The organism is Sinorhizobium medicae, assembly GCF_007827695.1.
In the GTDB taxonomy this organism is placed as follows: domain Bacteria; phylum Pseudomonadota; class Alphaproteobacteria; order Rhizobiales; family Rhizobiaceae; genus Sinorhizobium; species Sinorhizobium medicae.
Window position 1 is genome coordinate 33,606 of record NZ_VITA01000016.1, and the last position, 19,140, is coordinate 52,745.

Below are 19,140 nucleotides of genomic sequence, written 5' to 3' on the forward strand. Positions count from 1 at the left end.
GGGCCTATCCGTCGATCAGTAGGATTGAATAGAGGCCAGCGAGCGCTTGGCGAAACGCCGGAAATCGCTGGGATTGTCGTGTTCGGCGATGAAATATTTCGCCGACGTCCTGGAAAGCGCCTGTATCAGTGCCTTCCAGTCGAGCGTCCCCTCCCCGACATCGGCCCAACCGTCCTCGTCCGCCTTCTCGCCCTTAGGCGCGATATCCTTGACGTGGACCGCCGTGATGCGGGGGCCATATTTCGAGATCCAGGCGAATGGATCCGCTCCGCCGCGCACGATCCAGGCGATATCGGCTTCCCAGGAAAGGTCGGGACCGCCTGCCAAGATCTGGTCGAGCGGCACCGAGCCGTCGGCGAGCGCGTGAAACTCGAAGTCGTGATTGTGCCAACCGAAATCGAGGCCGGCATCGCGGAACGGCTTACCGGCCGCCTGCAGACGGCCCCCGAAGGCCCGCCAGCCGGTCGCATCGCTCGGGCGCTGATCCGGCATCAGGTAGGGGCAATAGATAGCGCGAATGCCGAGCGACTCGGCGATCTGCAGAACGCGGGACGGATTGCCCTCCAGCATGTCCAAGCCGAAATGGGCTGTCGGCATGGATAGGCCGTTGCGGTCGAGTCCGGCCTTGAACTCGGCGATCTCCGCATCAGAGAGTGCCGCGTAAAGGGCTCCGTAACCCTCGACCTGCGTGTAGCCCGCAGAACCGATGGCAGAGAGGACTTCGGCAAAGGGCGGGAAATTTCGGGCGCTGTAAAGCTGGAAGCTGACATCTTTCATCGAACTCTCCTGGTGGTTGGAACGGTCGCCTGGGAGTGGGAGTGTGCCTTCACCCTTTTCCCTGGCAGGTTTCGAGATCGTAGGCGCTGAAGCGCGGGCTCGCGCCGGCATCGACCGGCACCCTCGGCCTGAAACGGATCGATTTCGTCTCGCCGGCGGTCAGGTCGAAAGCATTATCCGAATAGCGCCCCTCGATATCGGCCTCTATCATGACGTGCAGGGCAAGCCCGGCCGCCTTCACCGAGACATCGAAGGAACCATCCGGCCGAGGTACTGCCTCGACTGTCAGACCGGAGGGCGCGAGATCGAGCGCTTTATAGGTGCCGTTGACATAATGCCCCTCGCCGGTCGATCCGTTCGAAGCTTCGAAAGACCAGAAGAGAAGCATGTCGGACGGGATGTCCTTTGCGGCAATGGCCACGAGCGTCGCAGCACGATCGGGCGAGCAGGTCCCCGCGACGGCGAGCAGCGGTTGCCGTTCGCCGTCGAGCGAAACGAGGAACGCCTGAAGCTCCACCGTGACCGGCTCGGCCGTGTCGTTTACCATCGATATGGCGACCTCACTGCCTTCCGCGGACGGAATCGCTGCTACGGCAACCGGCTGGAAGAAGCGGCGCGCCATATAGTGCATTGCCTTCCACTGTCCGCCAAAGTCCAGGCTCGACCAGGAGGTGACCGGCCAGGTGTCGTTGAGCTGCCAGTAAAGCGTGCCCATGCAATGGGGCTTCAGCGACCGCCAGTAATCGACTGCGGTCCGGATCGCGAGCCCCTGCTGGATCTGGCTCAGATAGACGAAGCTCGGAAAATCCTTTGGGAAACGGAAATAGCGGAACATCGTACCGGCGATCCGCTCATTGCCGCCGGCATTCTTCTGATGTGCCTCCATGACCGGCGAAGCGATATTGAGGTCCCGTTCCCCGGCGAATTGCCGGATCACCGGCATCGACGTGTAGGATTGAAAGCCGAATTCGGAGCAGAAGCGTGGCCGGACCGTGCGGTAATTGTCAAAGGACTTGTTCTCGTGCCAGACGGACCAGTAGTGCATGTCGCCGGCGCCGTCGGCGTGCCAGGCGTCTCCGAAATCGAGGTAACCGGCGGAAGGGCTCGACGGCCACCAGATCGCTTCCGGGCAGGCCCGCCTCATGGCGGTCTCGACCGTCCGGTTCAGGCGGTCGTAGGAGACGAGATAGCGATCCCGGTCCTTTCGGCTCTCCTCGAACCAGGTGAGCGCACCGACCAGTTCGTTGTCGCCGCACCAGAGCGCTATGGACGGATGGGTCGAAAGCCGCCTGACCTGATAATCCACTTCGTCCGCAACATTCTCGAGAAAATCCGGCGTCGACGGGTACAGATTGCAGGCAAACATGAAATCCTGCCAGACGAGCAGACCGAGCCGGTCGCAGAGATCATAGAACCAGTCGGGCTCGTAGAAGCCACCGCCCCAGACGCGGATCATGTTCATGTTCGCGTCGACTGCCGAGCGGAGGAGGTCTTCCACCGCCTCCGGGGTGACGCGCGACCTCAGCGCATCCGCCGGTATCCAGTTTGCACCGCGGCAGAATACCTCTCGGCCGTTGACTCTGAAAGCAAAACGGCTTCCTGCCTCGTCACTGTCGGTGACGAGTTTTATGGTGCGGAAGCCGATTTGACGCGTAACGGTCTCGCCCGGCACCTCCACCTTAAGCGTCGAAAACGCTTGGTCACCGCTGCCCGCCGGCCACCAGCGCCTCGGCTCCTCTATCGTGAAGACATGGGTAACGCGCGTTTCCCCGGGGCCGACCGCGCAATCCAATCGCTCGCGCACTCCGTCGAGCGTGAAATAGACCGGCACTATTCCGGGATCCCGGGCAAAAAGCTGGACCGTCACCTGCAGATCGACCGAGCCGTCCTCCAGCCAGAGCTGACGCGTCGTGAGATGCTCGATGCGCGCCGTCTCCAACCGGCAAAGCGCGAGAGAGCCGTAGACACCGAGCGGCGCGATCGCGATGTTCCAGTCCCAGCCAAAGTGACATTGCGGCTTGCGCAGCATATTCCCGTTGGCAATCGGCGAATTGCCGTCGTGATAGGGCACGTAGAAAGGTTGCGCCGCCTGCCGCCGTTCACCCTCGGCAATTGCCGAATGGAGTATGATGCGAATACGGTTTTCGCCCGCGACAATCGCATCCGAGACATCGGGGCGGTAACGGCGAAAGCAGTTCTCCGCCGTCAGCACAAGCTGTTCGTTGACGAAGACCGAAGCGACGGTATCGATGCTCTCGAAGTCGAGATACCATCCCCCGTTCAGATCGTCCGCACCGATGACGACGGTCCGCTCGAGCACCCACTCTTTCCGGGCGACCCATTGGATCTCGGCCTCGTTGCGGCCATGGTATGGATCGGCGATGATGCCGGCTCGCTGCAGCGCGCTATGCACGTCGCCCGGCAGCGCGATCGTCAGCGCATGGCTGTTGTCGGCGGAGGCGAGCAGCCAATCGCCGGAAAGATCGATACGGAGTGCATCGCGGTTCGGGGTGTCGGAAGACATTTCCACAGTCCATTCGTGCGGCGGCCTGTACCGCCGCCGTTTCGATCACGCGGACCGGGGCATGCTGCCCCGGCTCCGCTTTGCGGCTCGTCAGAGGCGGTTTTCGCTCCCGGCGTCGAAGATCGATGCGACGCCCATGTCGAAGGAAAGGCGCACGGTGCTGCCAGGTGGATAGCGCCTTTGGCCGGCAATCCTCACCGACATCGATTGGCCGGCAAATGTCAGCCAAAGGAGGTTGTCCGCTCCCATCGGTTCCTCGATATCGACGACCGCCTGATGCGTCGCCTCGCCATCCCTTGCTTCATCGACCTTCACGTGTTCCGGCCGCAGGCCCAGCACGACTTTCTGACCCGTGCGCAGTTTGGCCTGGCCCGGATAGTCGGTCACGTCGAAGGCGACGCCGCCGACCCGGACGAAACTGCGTCCGTCCTTCGTCTCCACCTCCCCACGGAAGAAGTTCATGGATGGCGAGCCGATGAAACCGGCGACGAACAGGTTCTCAGGAGCATTGTAGATGGTCATGGGATCGGCGAGCTGCTGGATCACGCCGCTCTTCATGACAGCGATCCGGTCGGCAAGCGTCAGCGCTTCGATCTGGTCATGGGTGACATAGATCATCGTATTCTTCAGCGACTGATGCAGCCGCTTGATTTCGACGCGCAGTTCGGATCGGAGCTTGGCATCGAGATTCGACAGTGGCTCGTCGAACAGGAAGACGTCGACATCGCGCACCAGCGCCCGGCCGATCGCCACACGCTGACGCTGACCGCCGGAAAGCTCCGAGGGCTTGCGCTTGAGCAAGGGCTGGATCTGAAGGATCTCCGCCGCACGCGCCACGCGCCTGTCGATTTCGGCCGGCGGAATCTTGGCGACTTTCAGGCCGAAGGAGAGATTCTTCTCCACAGTCATCTGCGGATAGAGCGCATAGGACTGGAACACCATACCGATGCCGCGGTCCTTCGGCTCCTCCCAGGTGACGTTGCGGTCCTTGATGAAGATCTGTCCGTCAGAAACGTCGAGCAGGCCGGCAATGCAGTTGAGCAGCGTGGACTTACCGCACCCGGAAGAGCCGAGCAGAACCAGGAACTCCCCGTGATCAATGTCGAGATTGAGCCTGTCGAGCACGGTTACAGCGCCGAAATTCAACGACAGATCCCTGACAGATACGCTTGTCATGCTTCCTTACCCTTTCACTGCGCCGGCGGCGATGCCGCGAACGAACAGGCGGCCGGAGACGAAGTAGACCGTCAACGGCACGAGGCCGGTCAGGATCGTGGCCGCCATGTTGACGTTGTATTCCTTCACGCCCTGCACCGAATTGACGATATTGTTGAGCTGGACCGTCATCGGGTAGTATTCCGGCCGGGTGAAGACCACGCCGAAAAGGAAGTCGTTCCATATCCCGGTCACCTGCAGGATCATGGCGACCACGAAGATCGGCAGTGACATCGGCAGCATGATCTTGAAGTAGATCGTCCAGAACCCTGCGCCGTCGACACGCGCGGCCTTGAAGAGTTCCTCCGGCAGCCCGGCGAAATAATTGCGGAACAGCAGGGTCAGGATCGGCATGCCGAAAATCGTGTGCACGATGATCAGGCCGGTCAGCGTTCCGTAGACGCCCAGTTCCCTCAGCACGATGACGATCGGATAGATCATCACCTGGTAAGGGATGAACGCACCGACGATGAGGATGGTGAAGAACAGATCCGCGCCTTTGAAGCGCCAGTTGGCGAGCGCGTAACCGTTCACCGACGCGATGGCGATCGAAATGATCACCGACGGCACCGTAATGCGCACCGAATTCCAGAAGCCGCGGGAAAGTCCGTCGCAATTGAGGCCGGTGCAGGCCTCTGACCAGGCTTTCACCCAGGGTTCGAAGGTGATCTCAAGCGGCGGCGCGAAGATGTTGCCGACGCGGATCTCGGGCATGCCCTTGAGCGACGTTACGATCATCACATAAAGCGGCAGAAGATAATAAAGCGCCACGAGGGTCAACGTCCCGTAGACGATGATGTTGCGGCGCGAGAGCGTCCTGCGCGGTTTCCTGCCGCGCGCACCGGCCATGAGGCTGGCGGGGGCAGTCTCGTAACCCACGACCATGTTGTTGTCTGCGATGCTATCCACGCTTACGACCTCCTCCAAATTCCAGATAGGCCCACGGCACGATGATGATCGCGACGGTCACGAGCATCATGGTAGAGGCGGCGAAGCCCTGGCCCAGGTTCTGCGCCTGGAACATGTAGTCGTAGACGTATTTGGCCGGAACTTCGGATGCGATCCCCGGGCCGCCGCTCGTCTGCGCCACGACCAGGTCGTAAACCTTGACGATGCCGCTTGCGATGATCACCAGAGTGGTGATGAAGACGCCGCGCATCATCGGGATGATGATCAGCACGTAGGTCTTCCACATCGGGATGCCGTCGACGCGCGAGGCCTTCCATATATCCTCGTCGATGCCGCGCAGGCCGGCCAGCATCAGGCACATGACGAGGCCGGTGCCCTGCCAAAGCGCCGCGATGAGAATGCCGTAAATGACGATATTCGAATTATATAGCGGATCGAAAGCGAAGCTCGTCCATCCGAGAGATCTGACAATCGACTGGATACCGTATTGCGGGTTGAGCAGCCATTGCCAGACAAGGCCCGTGACGATGAACGACAGGGCGAATGGGTAGAGCATGATCGTCCGGAACGTATTCTCGAAACGGATCTTCTGGTCCATCAGGGCGGCCAGCACGAAGCCGATCACCAGGCTGAACATCAGTGACAGCAAACCGAAGACCGCCAGGTTCTGAATCGAGATCAGCCAGCGCGGGGCCGCCCACAGCCGCTCATACTGGTCAAAACCGACGAAGGAAAGCCGCGGCAGAAGCTTTGAATTGGTAAAGGAGTAGACGACCGTCCAGGCCGTGCCGCCCACGAAGATGACCACTGCCGTGAGAATCATCGGGATAGAGGCGATCTTCGCATTCAGGTTTCGCAGCCACTGGTTCGGCCGCGCCGAACCACGTGTTAGACCTGTCATGTTTCCCTCCTCCGGAACTGAAAAGGTTTCGAGTGACGGATGGTACCGCCGGCAACACCCACCGGCGCTGGCCCAAATTGCCGCCCCTCCGGCACCTGCGCTGGTGAAAACCAGCGCAGGCGGCACGATCTAATCGTGCGTTCGGTGGGAGAGATCAGCCTCGCCAGAGTGCGGGGTTCGATAGGGGCCGCCTCAATCCGCGGACGCGATGATGTCGGCGAAACGCTTCTGCGCGTCTTCCGGCGTCATTGAGTGATTCGCGAAGAACTCCGAGAAGAGGTCCTCTTTCTGCTTCTGGCTATCGGCCGACAGAAGCTGATCCGTGCCCTGGATCACATTGCCCTTGGCCAGGATATCGAGACCCTTCTTCATGCAGTCGTTGGCGGCCGCAAGATCGACATCGCCGCGCACCGGCAGCGAGCCCTTCTTCAGGTTGAAGGCCACCTGCGTTTCCGGCTTAAGCAAGGTCGATGCCAGCACTCCCTGCGCCTTCGACTTTTCCTCATCTTCGATAAGCGGGAAGTAGAACGCATCGCCACCCGTCGAAATCACCTCGTTCACGCCGAGACCCGGCAGGCAGGTGTAGTCGACGCCGGCTTTCTGTCCCGCGAGCTGGAACTCGCCCTGGGCCCAGTCGCCCATGATCTGCCCACCGGCCTTGCCGGTGATGACCATATTCGTCGCCTGGTTCCAGTCCTGAACGTTGGTGCCCTTCGACATGCGACGGGCATCGTCGGCTGCCTTGAAGACCTTGGCAATTTCCGGTCCGGCTGCCACTTCGGCGTCCTTCTCGGCAAAGACCTTTTCAAAGGTGTCCTTGCCTGCGATCGCAACCATCAGCACGTCGAAGGCACCGTTTGCCTGCCACGGCTGTCCGCCGACGGCGAGCGGAACGATTCCGGCCTTCTCCAGCGCTGGAGCCGCGGCCACGAACTCGTCCCAGTTTTTCGGGACTTCAACGCCCGCCTTCTTGAACGCGGCGTTAGAGAGCCACAGCCACTGCCAGGAATGGATATTGACAGGCGCGCAGTAGATCTTCCCTTCGATCGTGCAGGAGTCAAGCAGGCTCGACGGCTTCACGATCTCCTTCCAGTTTTCCTGCGTGGCGATGTCGGTAAGGTCGCGCATCAGGCCCGCCTGCACCAGCTCTTCCGCCTGCCGGCCGTGGTTGAACTGGGTTGCGCCCATCGGATCGCCCCCGGTAATGCGGCTGATCATGATCGGGCGTGCCGTTCCGCCGGAGCCGGCGATCGCGCCGTCGACCCACTTGTTGCCGGTTGCATCGAAAGCTTTCGCGAGCTCGGCAACCGCGGCCGCCTCACCGCCGGAAGTCCACCAATGCGTGACCTCGAGATCGGTCGCGTTGGCCGCACCGAAGGGCAAGGCAGCGGTTGCGCCTAAAGCGGCGGCTAGAAAACGTAATTTCATGAGTCTCTCCTCCCTCACTGTAACGTTGCCGTAAAAACTTAGTTCAAAGAATTTCCGGGCGCAACACCCGCAATGGGCATTTCTCAACAAATCGGAAATTACACGTGCTGGAAGCAGATTTCTGCGGGCCGAACCCATCGGTTAAGCATCCGTTCGCCCACCCCGAATTCAAGAAAAATGACGACTATCCGCTTGTTCGTGCTGATTTATTTCCGTCAGGCATTGCCACGCCGTTCAACCATGCCAAAGCGAGAACGACACGACTGCGCTCCGAAGAAAGTTGCAACCGATTCTTTAGACCCTTCGCGGTGCAGCAACGAAAACGCTCGACATTCCAACTGTATCGTTACAGATTTTGAAGTGAGATCCAGACACCTGGGAAGATGGCCAGCAGCCGCAGTTCGTATATAAGGCGGGCGACGGAGCCTGCAGTTGAACAAGAGCGATGGGAGAGCCGTGATCCAGGAGAGCGGATCGGCGTGACGGGCATGGATGACAAGACGAAAAACAGAGCGACGATGGCGCCGCCGGCCGAAGGCGGCAGGCCGACACTGAAGACGATCGCTTTCATGACCGGGCTCGGTATTACCACCGTCTCGCGCGCTCTGAAGGACGCTCCCGATATAGGCGCAGAAACCAAGGAACGCGTGCGTCTCGTCGCAAAACAGATCGGCTATCAACCGAATCGCGCGGGCGTTCGCCTCAGAACGGGCAAGACGAATGTCATTAGTCTGGTGCTGACTCTGGAGGAAGAGATCATGGGCATCACCAGCCCCATGGTCATCGGCATCACCGAAATCCTTGCCGGCACCCAATATCACCTGGTTGTGACACCCTATAGTTCAACCAAGGATCCGCTCGGCCCCATCCGCTATATTCTCGACACCGGCGCAGCCGATGGCGTGATCATTTCGCGTACCGAACCCAACGACCCGCGGGTAACGCTTTTAACCGAGCGTCACCTGCCCTTCGCCACCCACGGGCGTACCGAGATGGGCCTGATCCATCCCTATCACGATTTCGACAATGAGCGCTTCGCCTACGAGGCCGTCCGCAAGCTCGTCGACCGCGGCAGGCGGCGGCTGGTGCTCCTGGAGCCACCGCCGAATCTAACTTTCCACACCCATATGCGCACCGGCTTCGAGCGGGGGCTGCGGGATTTCGGAGCGGAATCGGTGAGCTTTCATCAGGTCAATATCGACTACAGCCTCGTCGCCATTCGCGATGCGTTCGAGAGGCTTATGCACTCTTCGGATGCCCCGGACGGCATCGTTTCCGGCAGTGGATCCGGCGCCATCGCGCTGATCGCGGGCGTCGAGGCGGCCGGCAAGAAGGTCGGCGATGACGCCGACATGGTCTCCAAAGTGCCGAGCGATTTCCTGCGCTGGCTCCGGCCGGAGGTGATGACGATGTATGAGGATATCCGCATTGCCGGGCGCGAGCTCGCCAAGGCAGTGATCGGCCGCATCGAAGGCCACCCGCCGGATAAGCTTCAGAGCCTCAGCCAGCCCGAATTCCAGCCGCCGGTGGCGGGGCCGGCGAGATTGTAGAGAAACCATCCGGATCAAGCCGTTGGGATGAAAAGAGAATCCGCGCCGCAGGCGCGGCAGGGCTCAAAACGCCGCGGCCGGCCAGTACTTGTCGTCGGCAAAATCGCTTGGGACGGGATTGAGCTGCTCGAGCTTTCCGGCAACGAAATCGATCTGCATCTTCAGATATTGAATGGGACCGGGGATAGGGGCGCCGGTTGCCAGGCTGCGCACACGCCACTGCTCATAACCCGCCGCCCTTATGCGCCTCTCCGCCTCGTCTCGGATGGTCATCGATTCGGCGGCCGTCACCACCGCCTTACCCCCTTCGATCACTGTAAATTTCATTGCCTGCCTTCTCGAAGGGCTCCCTTGTTGAGATCTTAAACGCCGTGGCTTGCCTGGACGTGTCGTAAGAGGGACGGCCCAGCCGCCCCTCCTGACGCATGCGAACTCAAGCGCTCAAGCCGCTGCCCCACGGCCCATGATGGCTGTCGGCGCCGTCGATGCGGTCGAAGCCATGGGCGCCGAAGAAGTCGCGCTGCGCCTGGATGACGTTTGCAGTGCCGCGGCCGCGGCGGTAGCTGTCGAAGTAGCCGAGCGCCGAGGCAAGCGCCGGTACCGGAAGACCTCCGAGGACAGCCGTCGAAACCACCCGGCGCAAGGCCCCGTCGGTCTCCTTGACCATGGCCGCGAAGGCGGGCGTGACGATCAGATTCGCCGCATCGGGCGCCTTGGTGAAAGCCGTGGTGATCTCATCTAGGAACTGAGAGCGGATAATGCAGCCGGCGCGCCAGATCTTTGCGATCGTCGGCATCGGCAGGTTCCAGCCGAACTCGTTGGACGCAGCTGACATGACGGCGAATCCCTGCGCATAGGCGCCGACCTTGGCGGCGAGCAGCGCGTTTTCCAGATCTTTGATGAAGGCGTCCCTGTCGGTGACCCGGATCTCGCCGACCGGAGGCAGGCCGAGGATCTTCTCGGCCGCCTCGCGCTCCCCCTTCGCCGAGGAAATGCTGCGGGCTGCGACCGCAGCTTCGATGGCGGTCGCAGGCACGCCCATGTTCTGCGCCTCGATCACCGACCATTTGCCGGTGCCCTTCTGGCCGGCCTTGTCGAGGATCATGTCGACAATGGGATTGCCCGTCAGCGGATCGGCGGCCTTCAGCACCTTCTCGGTTATCTCGATCAGATACGAATTGAGTCGCCCCTTGTTCCAGGCGCCGAAGACCTCGCCGATCTCCTGTGCCGACATCTTCAGCCCGTCACGCAGAATGCCGTAAATCTCGGCGATCATCTGCATGTCGGCATATTCGATACCGTTGTGGATCGTCTTGACAAAGTGTCCGGCGCCGTTCTCTCCGAGCCAGGCGACGCAGGGGTCGCTGTCATATTTCGCAGCGATCGAAGTCAGAACCTTCTCCACGCGCCGGTAGGATTCCTCCGTGCCTCCGACCATGATGGAGGGCCCATGCCGCGCGCCCTCCTCGCCACCGGAAACACCCATCCCGATAAAGGTCAGGCCGGAGTCCTTCAGCGCATCGAAACGGCGCATCGTGTCGCGGAAATTGGCGTTGCCCGCATCGATCATGATGTCGCCCTTAGCGAGATGGGGTTTCAGCGCCTCCATCTGCTGATCGACCGGGTCGCCGGCTTTGATCATGATGATGATCGGACGCGGCGGGCGGATCGCGGCGACGAATTCCTGAATCGTTTCGCAGGGGACGATCTGATCCTTCAGAGCGCCGGCCTCCGCGTAAAATCTGCGCGTCGCATCAACCGTGCGGTTGAAAACGGCGATCTTGTTGCCTTTTTCAGCAATGTTGAGCGCCAGGTTCGAGCCCATGACTCCGAGACCGATTAGGCCGATTTCCGCCTGTGACACGTGGTTGCCTCCATTGGACAGGAGAGGCGGCCACAGGGCGCGATTGCGCGCGTGCCGGCCCCTCGAATTGATCTGCGCATGTCTGCCGACCCCGTGAAAAACAGGGCCGGACGGGCACGCGGCGGCGGAGGCTGTTTTGGCACTCAAATCGATTTACGACAAGCCATTCCTGACGAAATTGATCCATTTCCGGCCCCGCCTCTCCGCCTAGAGCACGCGCCGGGAGACGCCCTTAACGTTCCGGAATGCATCTGGAACGAGCCGCAGGGGCAGATCGACCGCGAGATCTGGTCGCGCGATCAAAATCCCGCTCACAACGCCGGTGGATGGCATTGACGCAGCGGCCGGGCGGCGCAACAAAAGGGAATGGCAAAGCGCTGCCCCACAAACGAGGAGAGTTTCCCTGTCGCGCCCGAACGGCTTCAGCTGGGTGGCTTGGACAACAGCGGAAGCGTTGATTCGGTGCGGCTCCCGCCGCATTCTCTCGCGCAGACGAGCGGCGTCTACTGGGAGCAGCCGCCCCCGGAGGCGCTTGCCTCTCATTTCAAATGTCTTTGGGTTCATCGGATGCCGACCGGGAGCCCGGCGAACATAGCCATCGTACCCGATGGTTGCAGCGACATCATCTGGTCTTCGAAGGGGCTTGCTCTTGTCGGGCCGGACAGAGTTGCCGCCCTTATAACGGTTCCTGCCGGCGAAACGATTATCGGTGCTCGCTTCCGGGTCGGCGCGGCGGCATCGTGGTTGCGGACCCCGCTGCATGAGATCACCGGACGGACGGTGCCGTTCGATGAGCTCTGGGGTCGAAGTACGGACGAGACCGAGACGCGAATGCGGGAGGCAGCGGACGTGCCTGAGCGGCTCCGTGTTCTTGCCGCCGACCTGCTCCAGCGCCGCGCCACCTCCCACTCCCCGCCGGCGGACCTGGCTGCTTGCATCGCCCGGATTGAGGCCGATCAACTGACATCGGGCGATCCCATCCGCGCCCTCCTCCAGGAGATCGGTATCAGCGAACGCACTCTGCGCCGTCACTGCCATGAGCATCTGGGTTACGGCGCAAAGACCCTCGACCGCATTCTTCGCCTGCAACGCTTCCTGACCGCCTGCCGCTGCGGGCCAGCGAACACGCTGGCAAGCCTCGCTCTCGAGGCCGGCTACAGCGATCAGGCCCATCTGGCCCGCGAGGCAAGAACCCTCACATCCTTTACGCCGCGCGAAATCAAGCTGCAGTTGACCGGGCGCCCTGGCAGCGGGCAGGTGGGGAATCTTCGTTCAACGATTTGATGAGCTCATCACATAGCCGGCCCTGCATCATCGGCTTCAGCCTCGCGCCAGATAATGGCCGTTTGGTTCAAGACCGGTGCCCGGCGAAATGCTACAAATCGCTTCGATGGAGGACTGCATGACGACGATGACATCCCGGATAATACATATCTCGATCGAGCGCGACTGGCGCGAGGTCTATGCCTTCATGGCCGATCACGAGAGGATGCCATTGTGGGCCACGGGTCTCTCCTCCGGGCTCACGCGCGACGGCGACGACTGGATCGCACCGGGCCCTCTCGGAAATGCCCGTGTCCGCTTCGCCGCCGACAACGAATTCGGCGTCGTCGATCATCTCGTGACACTCGACAACGGCGCTCAGATTAACAATGCGCTCCGCGTCGTGCCGAATGGCGAAGGCGCGGAAGTCATGTTCGTCCTTCTCAGACAGCCCGAGATGAGCGACTCGCAATTCGCCGAGGATGCGGAATGGGTCGAAAGGGACCTTGCCGCGCTCAAATCCATTCTGGAAACCGGCAGCCACAAGCAAGGAAGCGGTGAGGAACATGGCAAGCAAAGGCAATGACAGTCGGATCGACTATGTCGAACTCGACGTTACGGACATCGCCGCGAGCAAGGCCTTTTACGGCGGTGCTTTCGGCTGGACGTTCACGGATTACGGCCCCGAATACTGCGAATTCTCCGACGGCCGCTTGACCGGCGGCTTTACCACACTTGGCGCGGTTCGCACCGGCGGTCCGCTCGTCATCATCTATGCCGACACGATCGAGGACGCTCAGCGCCGGGTCGAATCTGCAGGAGGCAAGATCGTAAAGCCAATTTTCACCTTCCCGGGCGGCCGGCGGTTCCATTTTGCCGACCCGGACGGCTATGAACTGGCCGTTTGGTCTGCCCAGTAGGTGGTTGGCCGCGCGCGCCTCTTGAGTGCCGGCATCGCCGCAGTAGTGTTCATTCGCCGAAGCGGATGAACAGGGCGCCGACGAGCCCGAAGACGACGATGCACTGCAGGATGAACATGGGCCATTCCTGTGACATGTCGTTTCCTCCTCTCGGTCGGATGCCGTCACGATTCTCTTTGCGCGCCCGCGTTCGCAGACAAGCCTACAATCGGCGCCAATTTAAGGAGACGGCAGTTTCGGAGGGAAAGCGATGTGCTTTTGAAGATCCGGCTCAAAGAGTCCGCTTGATGTGCCAGCGATCATGATACCAGAGCCACTGGCCCGGATATTCGCGAACCCAGCTCTCGACCTTGTCGTTCAGCATCTGCGCCGTTGCCGTGACATCGACGCTGCCGTCGGTTCTGCGGGGGATTTCGACCGCCGGCTCGAGCTCCAGCCGGAAGCGGTTGCCGGGTAGCCGAATGCAGCGGGCCGGGTAGACCTCGCAATTGAACTGGCGGACGAGCTTGGCTAGCAGCGGATTCGTCTGCACGTCCTGCCCGAAGAATTTCGTCTTCAGACCCTTGCGAAACTTCTGGTCGACGAGGACGCCGACGCCGCCGCCGCGTTCGAGCTGCCTGGCCAGGGCGAAGGAGGAGCCGGCGTGCGACGGCACGAGGTTGCCCATGCGCTGCCTGCGGAATTCAAATACCCGGTCGGCGAGGTAGGGATTGTTCGGAGGACGGAAGAGCACCGTCACGTCCAGACCGAAAGCGGAGCCTGCGACCGGCAGCATTTCGAAATTGCCGCTATGGGCCGTGAAGACGATGAAGGGCCGCGGATTGTCGCGCAGTTCCAGGAAGAGCGGGATGCCGGAAACATCCACCCTGCCCGCCTCAATGCGCGCCGGATCGAAGTCGAAGAGCCGATCGAGAAAGACATACTCGGCAGCGAGGCGTCCCATGTTGCCCCAGCTTTCCAGCGCGATCTCTTCGATCTCGGCATCGCTCTTCTCGGGAAACGCATTGCGCAGATTGATCAGCGTCAGCTTGTGGCGACCGGTCTTCGGACCGATCCAGCGGGCAACGCGATCCATGAAATTGATCGCTTTGTCCGGGGGGAAAAGCTTGAGGATCGTGAGAAGCAGCAGGACGAACTGCGCGATCAGCCACTGGCGGAAACGATCCGCAGCAAGCACCAGCCTTGTGATCAGCATCCGCACGCGATCAGTCCATCCGCAGCACGATCTTGCCGAAGATCTGGCGCGACTCCATCCGCTCCAGCGCGCGGTCGATGTCGTTAAGTCCGACCTCGGTGTCGATCACCGGATGCACGAGCCCGCGCGCCATTTTCTGCATGGCATTCGCCATGTTCTCCATGCGGCAGCCGAAGGAGCCGAGCAATTTCAGCTGCTGCTGGAAGAGCATCATCAGGTTCATGTCGGTCGAGACGCCGGAGGTCGAGCCGCAGGTGACAAGGCGCCCGCCCCGTTTCATCGACAGCATCGAACCCGCCCAGGTATCCTTGCCGACATGCTCGAAGACCACATCGACGCCCTTTTTCTTCGTCAGCTTCCGTACGACGCCCTCAAAACGATCGGTCCGGTAGTTGATGACATGGTCGGCGCCGAGCGCCTTCGCCCGCTCTATCTTGTCGTCCGAGCCCACGGTGGTGATGACCGTGCAGCCAATCTTCTTGGCGAGCTGGAGCGCCGCCGAGCCGATGCCCGAGCCACCCGCATGGACGAGGATCGTCTCGCCCGGTTCGAGCCTGGCATTGTCGAACAGCATATGCTCGACGGTACCGAAGGTGACCGGGGCGAGTGCCGCACCAATTTCGTCGACGCCCGGAGGCGCCGGTACCAACAGGCGCGCAGGAAGGTTGACCTTCTCCTGCGCGAAGCCGTCCAGATGGAATCCGTGCACGCCGCCCACATGCTCGCAGAGGTTGTCGCGGCCCTCACGGCACGGACGGCATAGGCCGCAGGTGCGCGCACCGTAGATCGAGACGAGCTGACCGGGAAGAACATTGGCGACACCCGACCCGATGCTCTCCACGACCCCCGACGCTTCCGCGCCAATGACGAGCGGCATTTTCCGCTTGGCGAAAGCCATTCCGCGCCAGCCCCAAACGTCGATATGGTTGAGGGCGACCGCCTTGACCCGCAGCGTCACCTCGCCGGGGCCGGGAGCCTCCGGCTCCGGCAGATCGGTGATTTCAAGTTTGCGGTCATCGAGCAATTGCAGGGCGCGCATGGTCTTTCCTTTGCGGAAGGCAGATATTCGGTCTTCGAGCGGATCAAGCCGGCTCGGCGGTCATGACAAGGCTGGCGTTCTGCCCGCCGAAGCCAAAGGAATTCGACAGCACTGCGGTCACCTGCTGACTGCGCTTCACGTTCGGCACGACATCGAGAACGATCGCCGGGTCCGGGTTCTGGTAGTTGATCGTCGGCGGCAACGTGCCAGTGAGCATCGTCTGCAGCGAGAAGACCGCCTCGACCGCGCCGGCTGCCGTCAACGTGTGGCCGATCATCGACTTGTTCGACGAAACCGGAATCGACGGCAGCCGCTCGCCGAATACCGCAGACATCGACAGATATTCCATCTTGTCGTTTTCGGGCGTTGAGGTGCCATGGGCATTGATGTAACCGATCCCGCCCTCGTCAATACCGGCATCGGCCAATGCCGCGCGGATCGTCGCGATCGCCGGCCCGCCATCGGGCGAGGAGCGCGTGCGGTGGAAGAGGTCGGCCTTTTCGCCGCAGCCCTTGAGAATGCCGTAGATGCGGGCGCCGCGTGCGACCGCCGCCTCCAGTGATTCAAGCACCAGCGTGGCAGCACCTTCCGCGATCACGAATCCGTCGCGGTCCTTGGTGAATGGCTTGGAGGCTTTTTCCGGTGGATCGTTCTGGGTGGAGAGTGCCGACAGCAGCGAGAAACGGATGAGCGCTTCCGCGCTGACGGAACCGTCGGTCGCGACCGTGAGCGCCCGGTCGGTCCGACCCTGACGGATAGCCTCCACGCCAAGCTGAATGGCTGTCGCCCCCGACGCACAGGCAGTCGAAAGAGTCACCGGAAGGCCGCGTGTGCCGAAACGATCTGCAAGGCGCTCCGAGATGGAGCCGAAGAGCACGGCCTCGTGGAAGACCGGGTCGGCCTTCTGCCGCATCGCCGCGAGGAAGCGGTTATAGGCATCTCCCGGCTGGCTCGATGGCGGCGAGCGGTCGGCAAGCTCGAAGCGGGCATTCCATTCGGGCTCGATCGGAGGGGCCGCCAGGAAAAGCGGCCCGTTGAAATCGCCGGAAAGACCGGCCTGCGCCAAAGCCTCCAGCGTCGTCTCGCGCGCCATGGCATAGGAGCGCTCGACGGCATTTTCCGCAGGAATCTCGATGAAATCGACCGTGCCGCTGATGCGGGTGGAAAGTGCGTCGGTCGGGAAACGGGTTATCTTGTGAATGCCCGAAACGCCCCCGGTCAGTGCCGACCAATTGTCTTCGAGACCTTGCCCGAGCGAAGTTATGACGCCCATGCCGGTGACGGCAATGATCGGACGGCCGAGATGGTCCTTATACGCCTTGCTCATTATTCGAGCTCCTTATTCCGCGGCAAGCACGGCGATGCCTTCGCCGCGGGCGTGGCCAATGGTGGTAACGACCGCCGCCTTTGCTGGCGCCAGCATCGGGTTTTCGCCCGCGGGATCGAACGGCGGAACCTTGGCTGCGTGACCGAGCGAGAGCGCGGCCAAAGCCATGCCGACCGGAAACTGCGCCTCGATGCCGTGACCGACGAGCCCGCCAAAGGCGCGGACAGGGCGATCCGCTAGTTCCGTCTCCAGAAATGCCCTTTCCCGCCCGGCAAGGTCATGGAAACCCGAAGTGCCGGAAAAGACGACGGTCGACTGCGGATCGAGTTCCAGAGCCGGCTTTGCCAGATATCTGAGACGGCTTTCAAGCCGCCCGTCCTCGCGGCTGCCGCGGTCGCCGCCGATCGCGTTGATCACCGCATAGATTCGCGCACCACGTGCCTCGGCATAGTCGCGAGACTCGAGAACCAGGAAAGCGCCGACCGAGCCGAGAATCATGCCCCCGCCGTCCTCTGGCTTGCGCGACCAGATCGGGTGCCACTCTCCGAGAGCATGGCCCTGGACCGCTTCGATCATCAGTAAGATATCGAGACGTTCCGCCGAGAATGCACCACCGACGAGCGTGTGGGTCGACTGACCCGCTTTGATACGGGCGAAAGCCGTCTCGATGGCGGATATTCCGGCCGCCTCTTCACCCATGAAAGTGCGCGACGAGCCCGTCACCTTGTGGACGATGGAGATGTTGCCGGCCAGCAAATTGGACAGTTGCGCCAGGAACAGCGTCGGGCGAAGTTCCGTCGTGAGCTTCTCGTTGAGAAGCCGCTCGCGATCGTTGCGCTTCAACGCCTCGTCCACGATGAGAGAGTCGACATTGATGTCGCGTTCACCGCCGCCGGCCGCGACGATCATGTCCATGCTGCCGCAGGCTTCGAGATCGTCCTTGAGACCGGCGTCGTCAAGCGCCAGGCCGGCAGCGAAAACGCCGAGGCGTTGCCAGTTCTCCATCTGACGCTGATCGCCGCGCTTCGGAATCTGTTGCGACCAGTCGATTTCCGGCAAGGGGTGGACCGGATAGGGGGCAAAGCGTCCGGTTTCGACGCGGACCTTGGGCGGCTCGGTTGCGCCGAGCAGCGCCACATGAGGCTCGGTGCCGACGCCCTGGCTCGTCACGATGCCCACTCCGGTGATCACCACATCATTGGCGGATTTCGTCATGTTCATTTCTCCGAACCGGCCGTCCTGGCCATCAGCCCCAGCTCTTCCGCACGCTTGCGCACGATGTCGCCGAGCGGCACCTGGTCGAACGGAATCGTTCTCAGTTTCAGCTTGGCATCGCAAATCTTCTTGCCGCCCGACGCAATCCGGGCCTTCGTCACGGCAAAGCCGGACCCCTCGTGCTCGAGCAGGGCCTCTATCTCAAGCTCGGCGTTCGGTTCGACGAAGCTGCGCATCTTCGCACCATCGACTGTCATCAGAAACGGCATTGCGGCGAAATTGGTGGCGGCCAGCACCAAAAAACCGGATGCCTGCGCCATCGTTTCGATAAGCAGCACGCCGGGGACCAGGGGATAGCCGGGGAAATGCCCTTCGAACACCGGGCTCTTTTCCGGCACGTTCGAGCGCGCCACCAGACGGCCGGCTGCCAGATCGACGCTTTCGATCCGGTCAATCATCTGGAAATATTCAAGGAGCATGAGGGCTCATCCCATTCGTTTCGCGCTCAAGTAAAAATGCCGATGCCGCCTGTCAAGCGCGGGGCGCGACAGGCGGCATCGGGAAAAGGAACCGAACCGTGTCAGCGGAAGGTCGCTCAGGCTCCGATCACGGTGATCCTGGCTGTCGCCAGAATCGCAACGCGGCCGGTTCTAGGAGAGTCGAGTGCGCGCGGAAAAACCGCTTCACCCGTTTGCTCAACCCGCTTTGGCGGCCCGAAGCTCGTCGATCTTGGCACAGAGGTTCTTCAATACGAAGTATTCCTCGGTCGAGACCTTGCCTTCATTGACTTCCTGCGTCCACTGCTCAAGCGGAATCTTGATACCGAATTCCTTGTCGATCGCAAAAACGATGTCGAGAAAGTCGAGACTGTCGATGCCGAGATCATCAATCGTGTGGCTTTCCGGCTTGATCGTCTCGCGATCGATCTCGCTCGTTTCCGCGATAATATCGGCAACCTTGTCGAATGTAGCTGTCACGCGCATACCTCTTAAAATTCAAGTCTTGGCGAACCC

The 19,140-nt window shown here is 61.5% G+C and carries 19 protein-coding genes; 5 read left to right on the forward strand and 14 right to left on the reverse strand.

The features are described from left to right. Nucleotides 1-15: 15 nt before the first annotated feature. The 6 genes from FB009_RS23640 to FB009_RS23665 form a co-directional block, all read right to left on the reverse strand. A complete protein-coding gene (locus FB009_RS23640; protein ID WP_011975862.1) occupies nucleotides 16-777 on the reverse strand; it encodes a sugar phosphate isomerase/epimerase family protein in 762 nt (253 codons plus the stop codon). 49 nt (nucleotides 778-826) lie between these two features. Further along, nucleotides 827-3,301: a beta-mannosidase gene (locus tag FB009_RS23645; protein ID WP_028054171.1), complete on the reverse strand. Its 2,475-nt coding sequence runs from the start codon at nucleotides 3,299-3,301 to the stop codon at nucleotides 827-829. A 90-nt stretch (nucleotides 3,302-3,391) separates the two neighbouring features. Then, on the reverse strand, nucleotides 3,392-4,477 hold the full coding sequence (locus tag FB009_RS23650; RefSeq protein ID WP_011975864.1) for an ABC transporter ATP-binding protein: 1,086 nt from the start codon (nucleotides 4,475-4,477) through the stop codon (nucleotides 3,392-3,394). 6 nt (nucleotides 4,478-4,483) lie between these two features. Beyond that, nucleotides 4,484-5,425 (reverse strand): carbohydrate ABC transporter permease, encoded by a 942-nt coding sequence (locus FB009_RS23655; RefSeq protein WP_011975865.1) that lies wholly within the window; start codon nucleotides 5,423-5,425, stop codon nucleotides 4,484-4,486. After that, the gene (locus FB009_RS23660; RefSeq protein WP_011975866.1) at nucleotides 5,418-6,326 is read right to left on the reverse strand and encodes a carbohydrate ABC transporter permease; all 909 of its coding nucleotides are present in this window, start codon (nucleotides 6,324-6,326) and stop codon (nucleotides 5,418-5,420) included. The genes FB009_RS23655 and FB009_RS23660 overlap by 8 nt, the downstream gene beginning before the upstream one ends. 192 nt (nucleotides 6,327-6,518) lie before the next feature. After that, entirely contained in the window at nucleotides 6,519-7,754 is a 1,236-nt protein-coding gene (locus FB009_RS23665) for an ABC transporter substrate-binding protein (RefSeq protein ID WP_011975867.1), read from the reverse strand. Between the two features lie 104 nt (nucleotides 7,755-7,858). On the opposite strand from FB009_RS23665, the gene FB009_RS23670 reads away from it, so the two are divergent. Both FB009_RS23670 and FB009_RS23675 read left to right on the forward strand, forming a co-directional pair. Next, nucleotides 7,859-8,113, forward strand: coding sequence for a hypothetical protein (locus FB009_RS23670; protein WP_011975868.1), 255 nt, complete (start codon nucleotides 7,859-7,861; stop codon nucleotides 8,111-8,113). Between the two features lie 129 nt (nucleotides 8,114-8,242). After that, the gene (locus FB009_RS23675; RefSeq protein WP_011975869.1) at nucleotides 8,243-9,304 is read left to right on the forward strand and encodes a LacI family transcriptional regulator; all 1,062 of its coding nucleotides are present in this window, start codon (nucleotides 8,243-8,245) and stop codon (nucleotides 9,302-9,304) included. A gap of 63 nt (nucleotides 9,305-9,367) precedes the next feature. Here the strand turns inward: FB009_RS23675 and FB009_RS23680 are convergent, their stop codons facing one another. Both FB009_RS23680 and gndA read right to left on the reverse strand, forming a co-directional pair. Then, nucleotides 9,368-9,631, reverse strand: coding sequence for a hypothetical protein (locus FB009_RS23680; RefSeq protein ID WP_011975870.1), 264 nt, complete (start codon nucleotides 9,629-9,631; stop codon nucleotides 9,368-9,370). Between the two features lie 106 nt (nucleotides 9,632-9,737). Next, the gene (gene gndA, locus FB009_RS23685; protein ID WP_011975871.1) at nucleotides 9,738-11,168 is read right to left on the reverse strand and encodes an NADP-dependent phosphogluconate dehydrogenase; all 1,431 of its coding nucleotides are present in this window, start codon (nucleotides 11,166-11,168) and stop codon (nucleotides 9,738-9,740) included. Nucleotides 11,169-11,534: 366 nt separating this feature from the next. Between gndA and FB009_RS23690 the strand changes: the two genes are divergently transcribed. The 3 genes from FB009_RS23690 to FB009_RS23700 all read left to right on the forward strand — a co-directional run bounded on the left by FB009_RS23690 (nucleotide 11,535) and on the right by FB009_RS23700 (nucleotide 13,351). After that, nucleotides 11,535-12,452 carry a helix-turn-helix domain-containing protein gene (locus FB009_RS23690; protein ID WP_011975872.1) on the forward strand — a complete coding sequence of 306 codons (918 nt, stop codon included), beginning with the start codon at nucleotides 11,535-11,537 and terminating at the stop codon, nucleotides 12,450-12,452. A gap of 118 nt (nucleotides 12,453-12,570) precedes the next feature. Continuing rightward, entirely contained in the window at nucleotides 12,571-13,017 is a 447-nt protein-coding gene (locus tag FB009_RS23695) for a polyketide cyclase (RefSeq protein ID WP_011975873.1), read from the forward strand. Next, complete coding sequence (locus tag FB009_RS23700; RefSeq protein WP_127581552.1) at nucleotides 12,998-13,351, forward strand: VOC family protein; 354 nt, start codon at nucleotides 12,998-13,000, stop codon at nucleotides 13,349-13,351. Before FB009_RS23695 ends, FB009_RS23700 begins: the two co-directional genes overlap by 20 nt. A 271-nt stretch (nucleotides 13,352-13,622) precedes the next feature. On the opposite strand, the gene FB009_RS23710 is transcribed toward FB009_RS23700, so the two are convergent. From FB009_RS23710 to FB009_RS23735, 6 genes are all read right to left on the reverse strand, one after another. Beyond that, on the reverse strand, nucleotides 13,623-14,546 hold the full coding sequence (locus FB009_RS23710; RefSeq protein ID WP_011975875.1) for a lipid A biosynthesis lauroyl acyltransferase: 924 nt from the start codon (nucleotides 14,544-14,546) through the stop codon (nucleotides 13,623-13,625). 10 nt (nucleotides 14,547-14,556) lie between these two features. Next, nucleotides 14,557-15,585 carry a zinc-binding dehydrogenase gene (locus FB009_RS23715; RefSeq protein WP_011975876.1) on the reverse strand — a complete coding sequence of 343 codons (1,029 nt, stop codon included), beginning with the start codon at nucleotides 15,583-15,585 and terminating at the stop codon, nucleotides 14,557-14,559. 43 nt (nucleotides 15,586-15,628) lie between these two features. Beyond that, nucleotides 15,629-16,912, reverse strand: a complete 1,284-nt coding sequence (locus FB009_RS23720; RefSeq protein WP_011975877.1) for a beta-ketoacyl-ACP synthase — start codon at nucleotides 16,910-16,912, stop codon at nucleotides 15,629-15,631. A 12-nt stretch (nucleotides 16,913-16,924) separates the two neighbouring features. Beyond that, nucleotides 16,925-18,127 carry a beta-ketoacyl-ACP synthase gene (locus tag FB009_RS23725; protein WP_011975878.1) on the reverse strand — a complete coding sequence of 401 codons (1,203 nt, stop codon included), beginning with the start codon at nucleotides 18,125-18,127 and terminating at the stop codon, nucleotides 16,925-16,927. Between the two features lie 2 nt (nucleotides 18,128-18,129). Then, on the reverse strand, nucleotides 18,130-18,606 hold the full coding sequence (locus tag FB009_RS23730; protein WP_011975879.1) for a 3-hydroxyacyl-ACP dehydratase FabZ family protein: 477 nt from the start codon (nucleotides 18,604-18,606) through the stop codon (nucleotides 18,130-18,132). A 216-nt stretch (nucleotides 18,607-18,822) separates the two neighbouring features. Then, entirely contained in the window at nucleotides 18,823-19,110 is a 288-nt protein-coding gene (locus tag FB009_RS23735) for an acyl carrier protein (RefSeq protein ID WP_010969581.1), read from the reverse strand. Between the last annotated feature and the right edge of the window lie 30 nt (nucleotides 19,111-19,140).

Bases quoted from the DNA above. Each gene is read 5' to 3' on its own strand.
- FB009_RS23640 (WP_011975862.1), bottom strand. From the start codon at position 777: ATGAAAGATGTCAGCTTCCAGCTTTACAGCGCCCGAAATTTCCCGCCC.
- FB009_RS23645 (WP_028054171.1), bottom strand. From the start codon at position 3,301: ATGTCTTCCGACACCCCGAACCGCGATGCACTCCGTATCGATCTTTCC.
- FB009_RS23650 (WP_011975864.1), bottom strand. From the start codon at position 4,477: ATGACAAGCGTATCTGTCAGGGATCTGTCGTTGAATTTCGGCGCTGTA.
- FB009_RS23660 (WP_011975866.1), bottom strand. From the start codon at position 6,326: ATGACAGGTCTAACACGTGGTTCGGCGCGGCCGAACCAGTGGCTGCGA.
- FB009_RS23665 (WP_011975867.1), bottom strand. From the start codon at position 7,754: ATGAAATTACGTTTTCTAGCCGCCGCTTTAGGCGCAACCGCTGCCTTG.
- FB009_RS23675 (WP_011975869.1), top strand. From the start codon at position 8,243: ATGGATGACAAGACGAAAAACAGAGCGACGATGGCGCCGCCGGCCGAA.
- FB009_RS23680 (WP_011975870.1), bottom strand. From the start codon at position 9,631: ATGAAATTTACAGTGATCGAAGGGGGTAAGGCGGTGGTGACGGCCGCC.
- FB009_RS23690 (WP_011975872.1), top strand. From the start codon at position 11,535: ATGGCAAAGCGCTGCCCCACAAACGAGGAGAGTTTCCCTGTCGCGCCC.
- FB009_RS23695 (WP_011975873.1), top strand. From the start codon at position 12,571: ATGACGACGATGACATCCCGGATAATACATATCTCGATCGAGCGCGAC.
- FB009_RS23700 (WP_127581552.1), top strand. From the start codon at position 12,998: ATGGCAAGCAAAGGCAATGACAGTCGGATCGACTATGTCGAACTCGAC.
- FB009_RS23710 (WP_011975875.1), bottom strand. From the start codon at position 14,546: ATGCTGATCACAAGGCTGGTGCTTGCTGCGGATCGTTTCCGCCAGTGG.
- FB009_RS23715 (WP_011975876.1), bottom strand. From the start codon at position 15,585: ATGCGCGCCCTGCAATTGCTCGATGACCGCAAACTTGAAATCACCGAT.
- FB009_RS23720 (WP_011975877.1), bottom strand. From the start codon at position 16,912: ATGAGCAAGGCGTATAAGGACCATCTCGGCCGTCCGATCATTGCCGTC.
- FB009_RS23725 (WP_011975878.1), bottom strand. From the start codon at position 18,127: ATGACGAAATCCGCCAATGATGTGGTGATCACCGGAGTGGGCATCGTG.
- FB009_RS23730 (WP_011975879.1), bottom strand. From the start codon at position 18,606: ATGCTCCTTGAATATTTCCAGATGATTGACCGGATCGAAAGCGTCGAT.
- FB009_RS23735 (WP_010969581.1), bottom strand. From the start codon at position 19,110: ATGCGCGTGACAGCTACATTCGACAAGGTTGCCGATATTATCGCGGAA.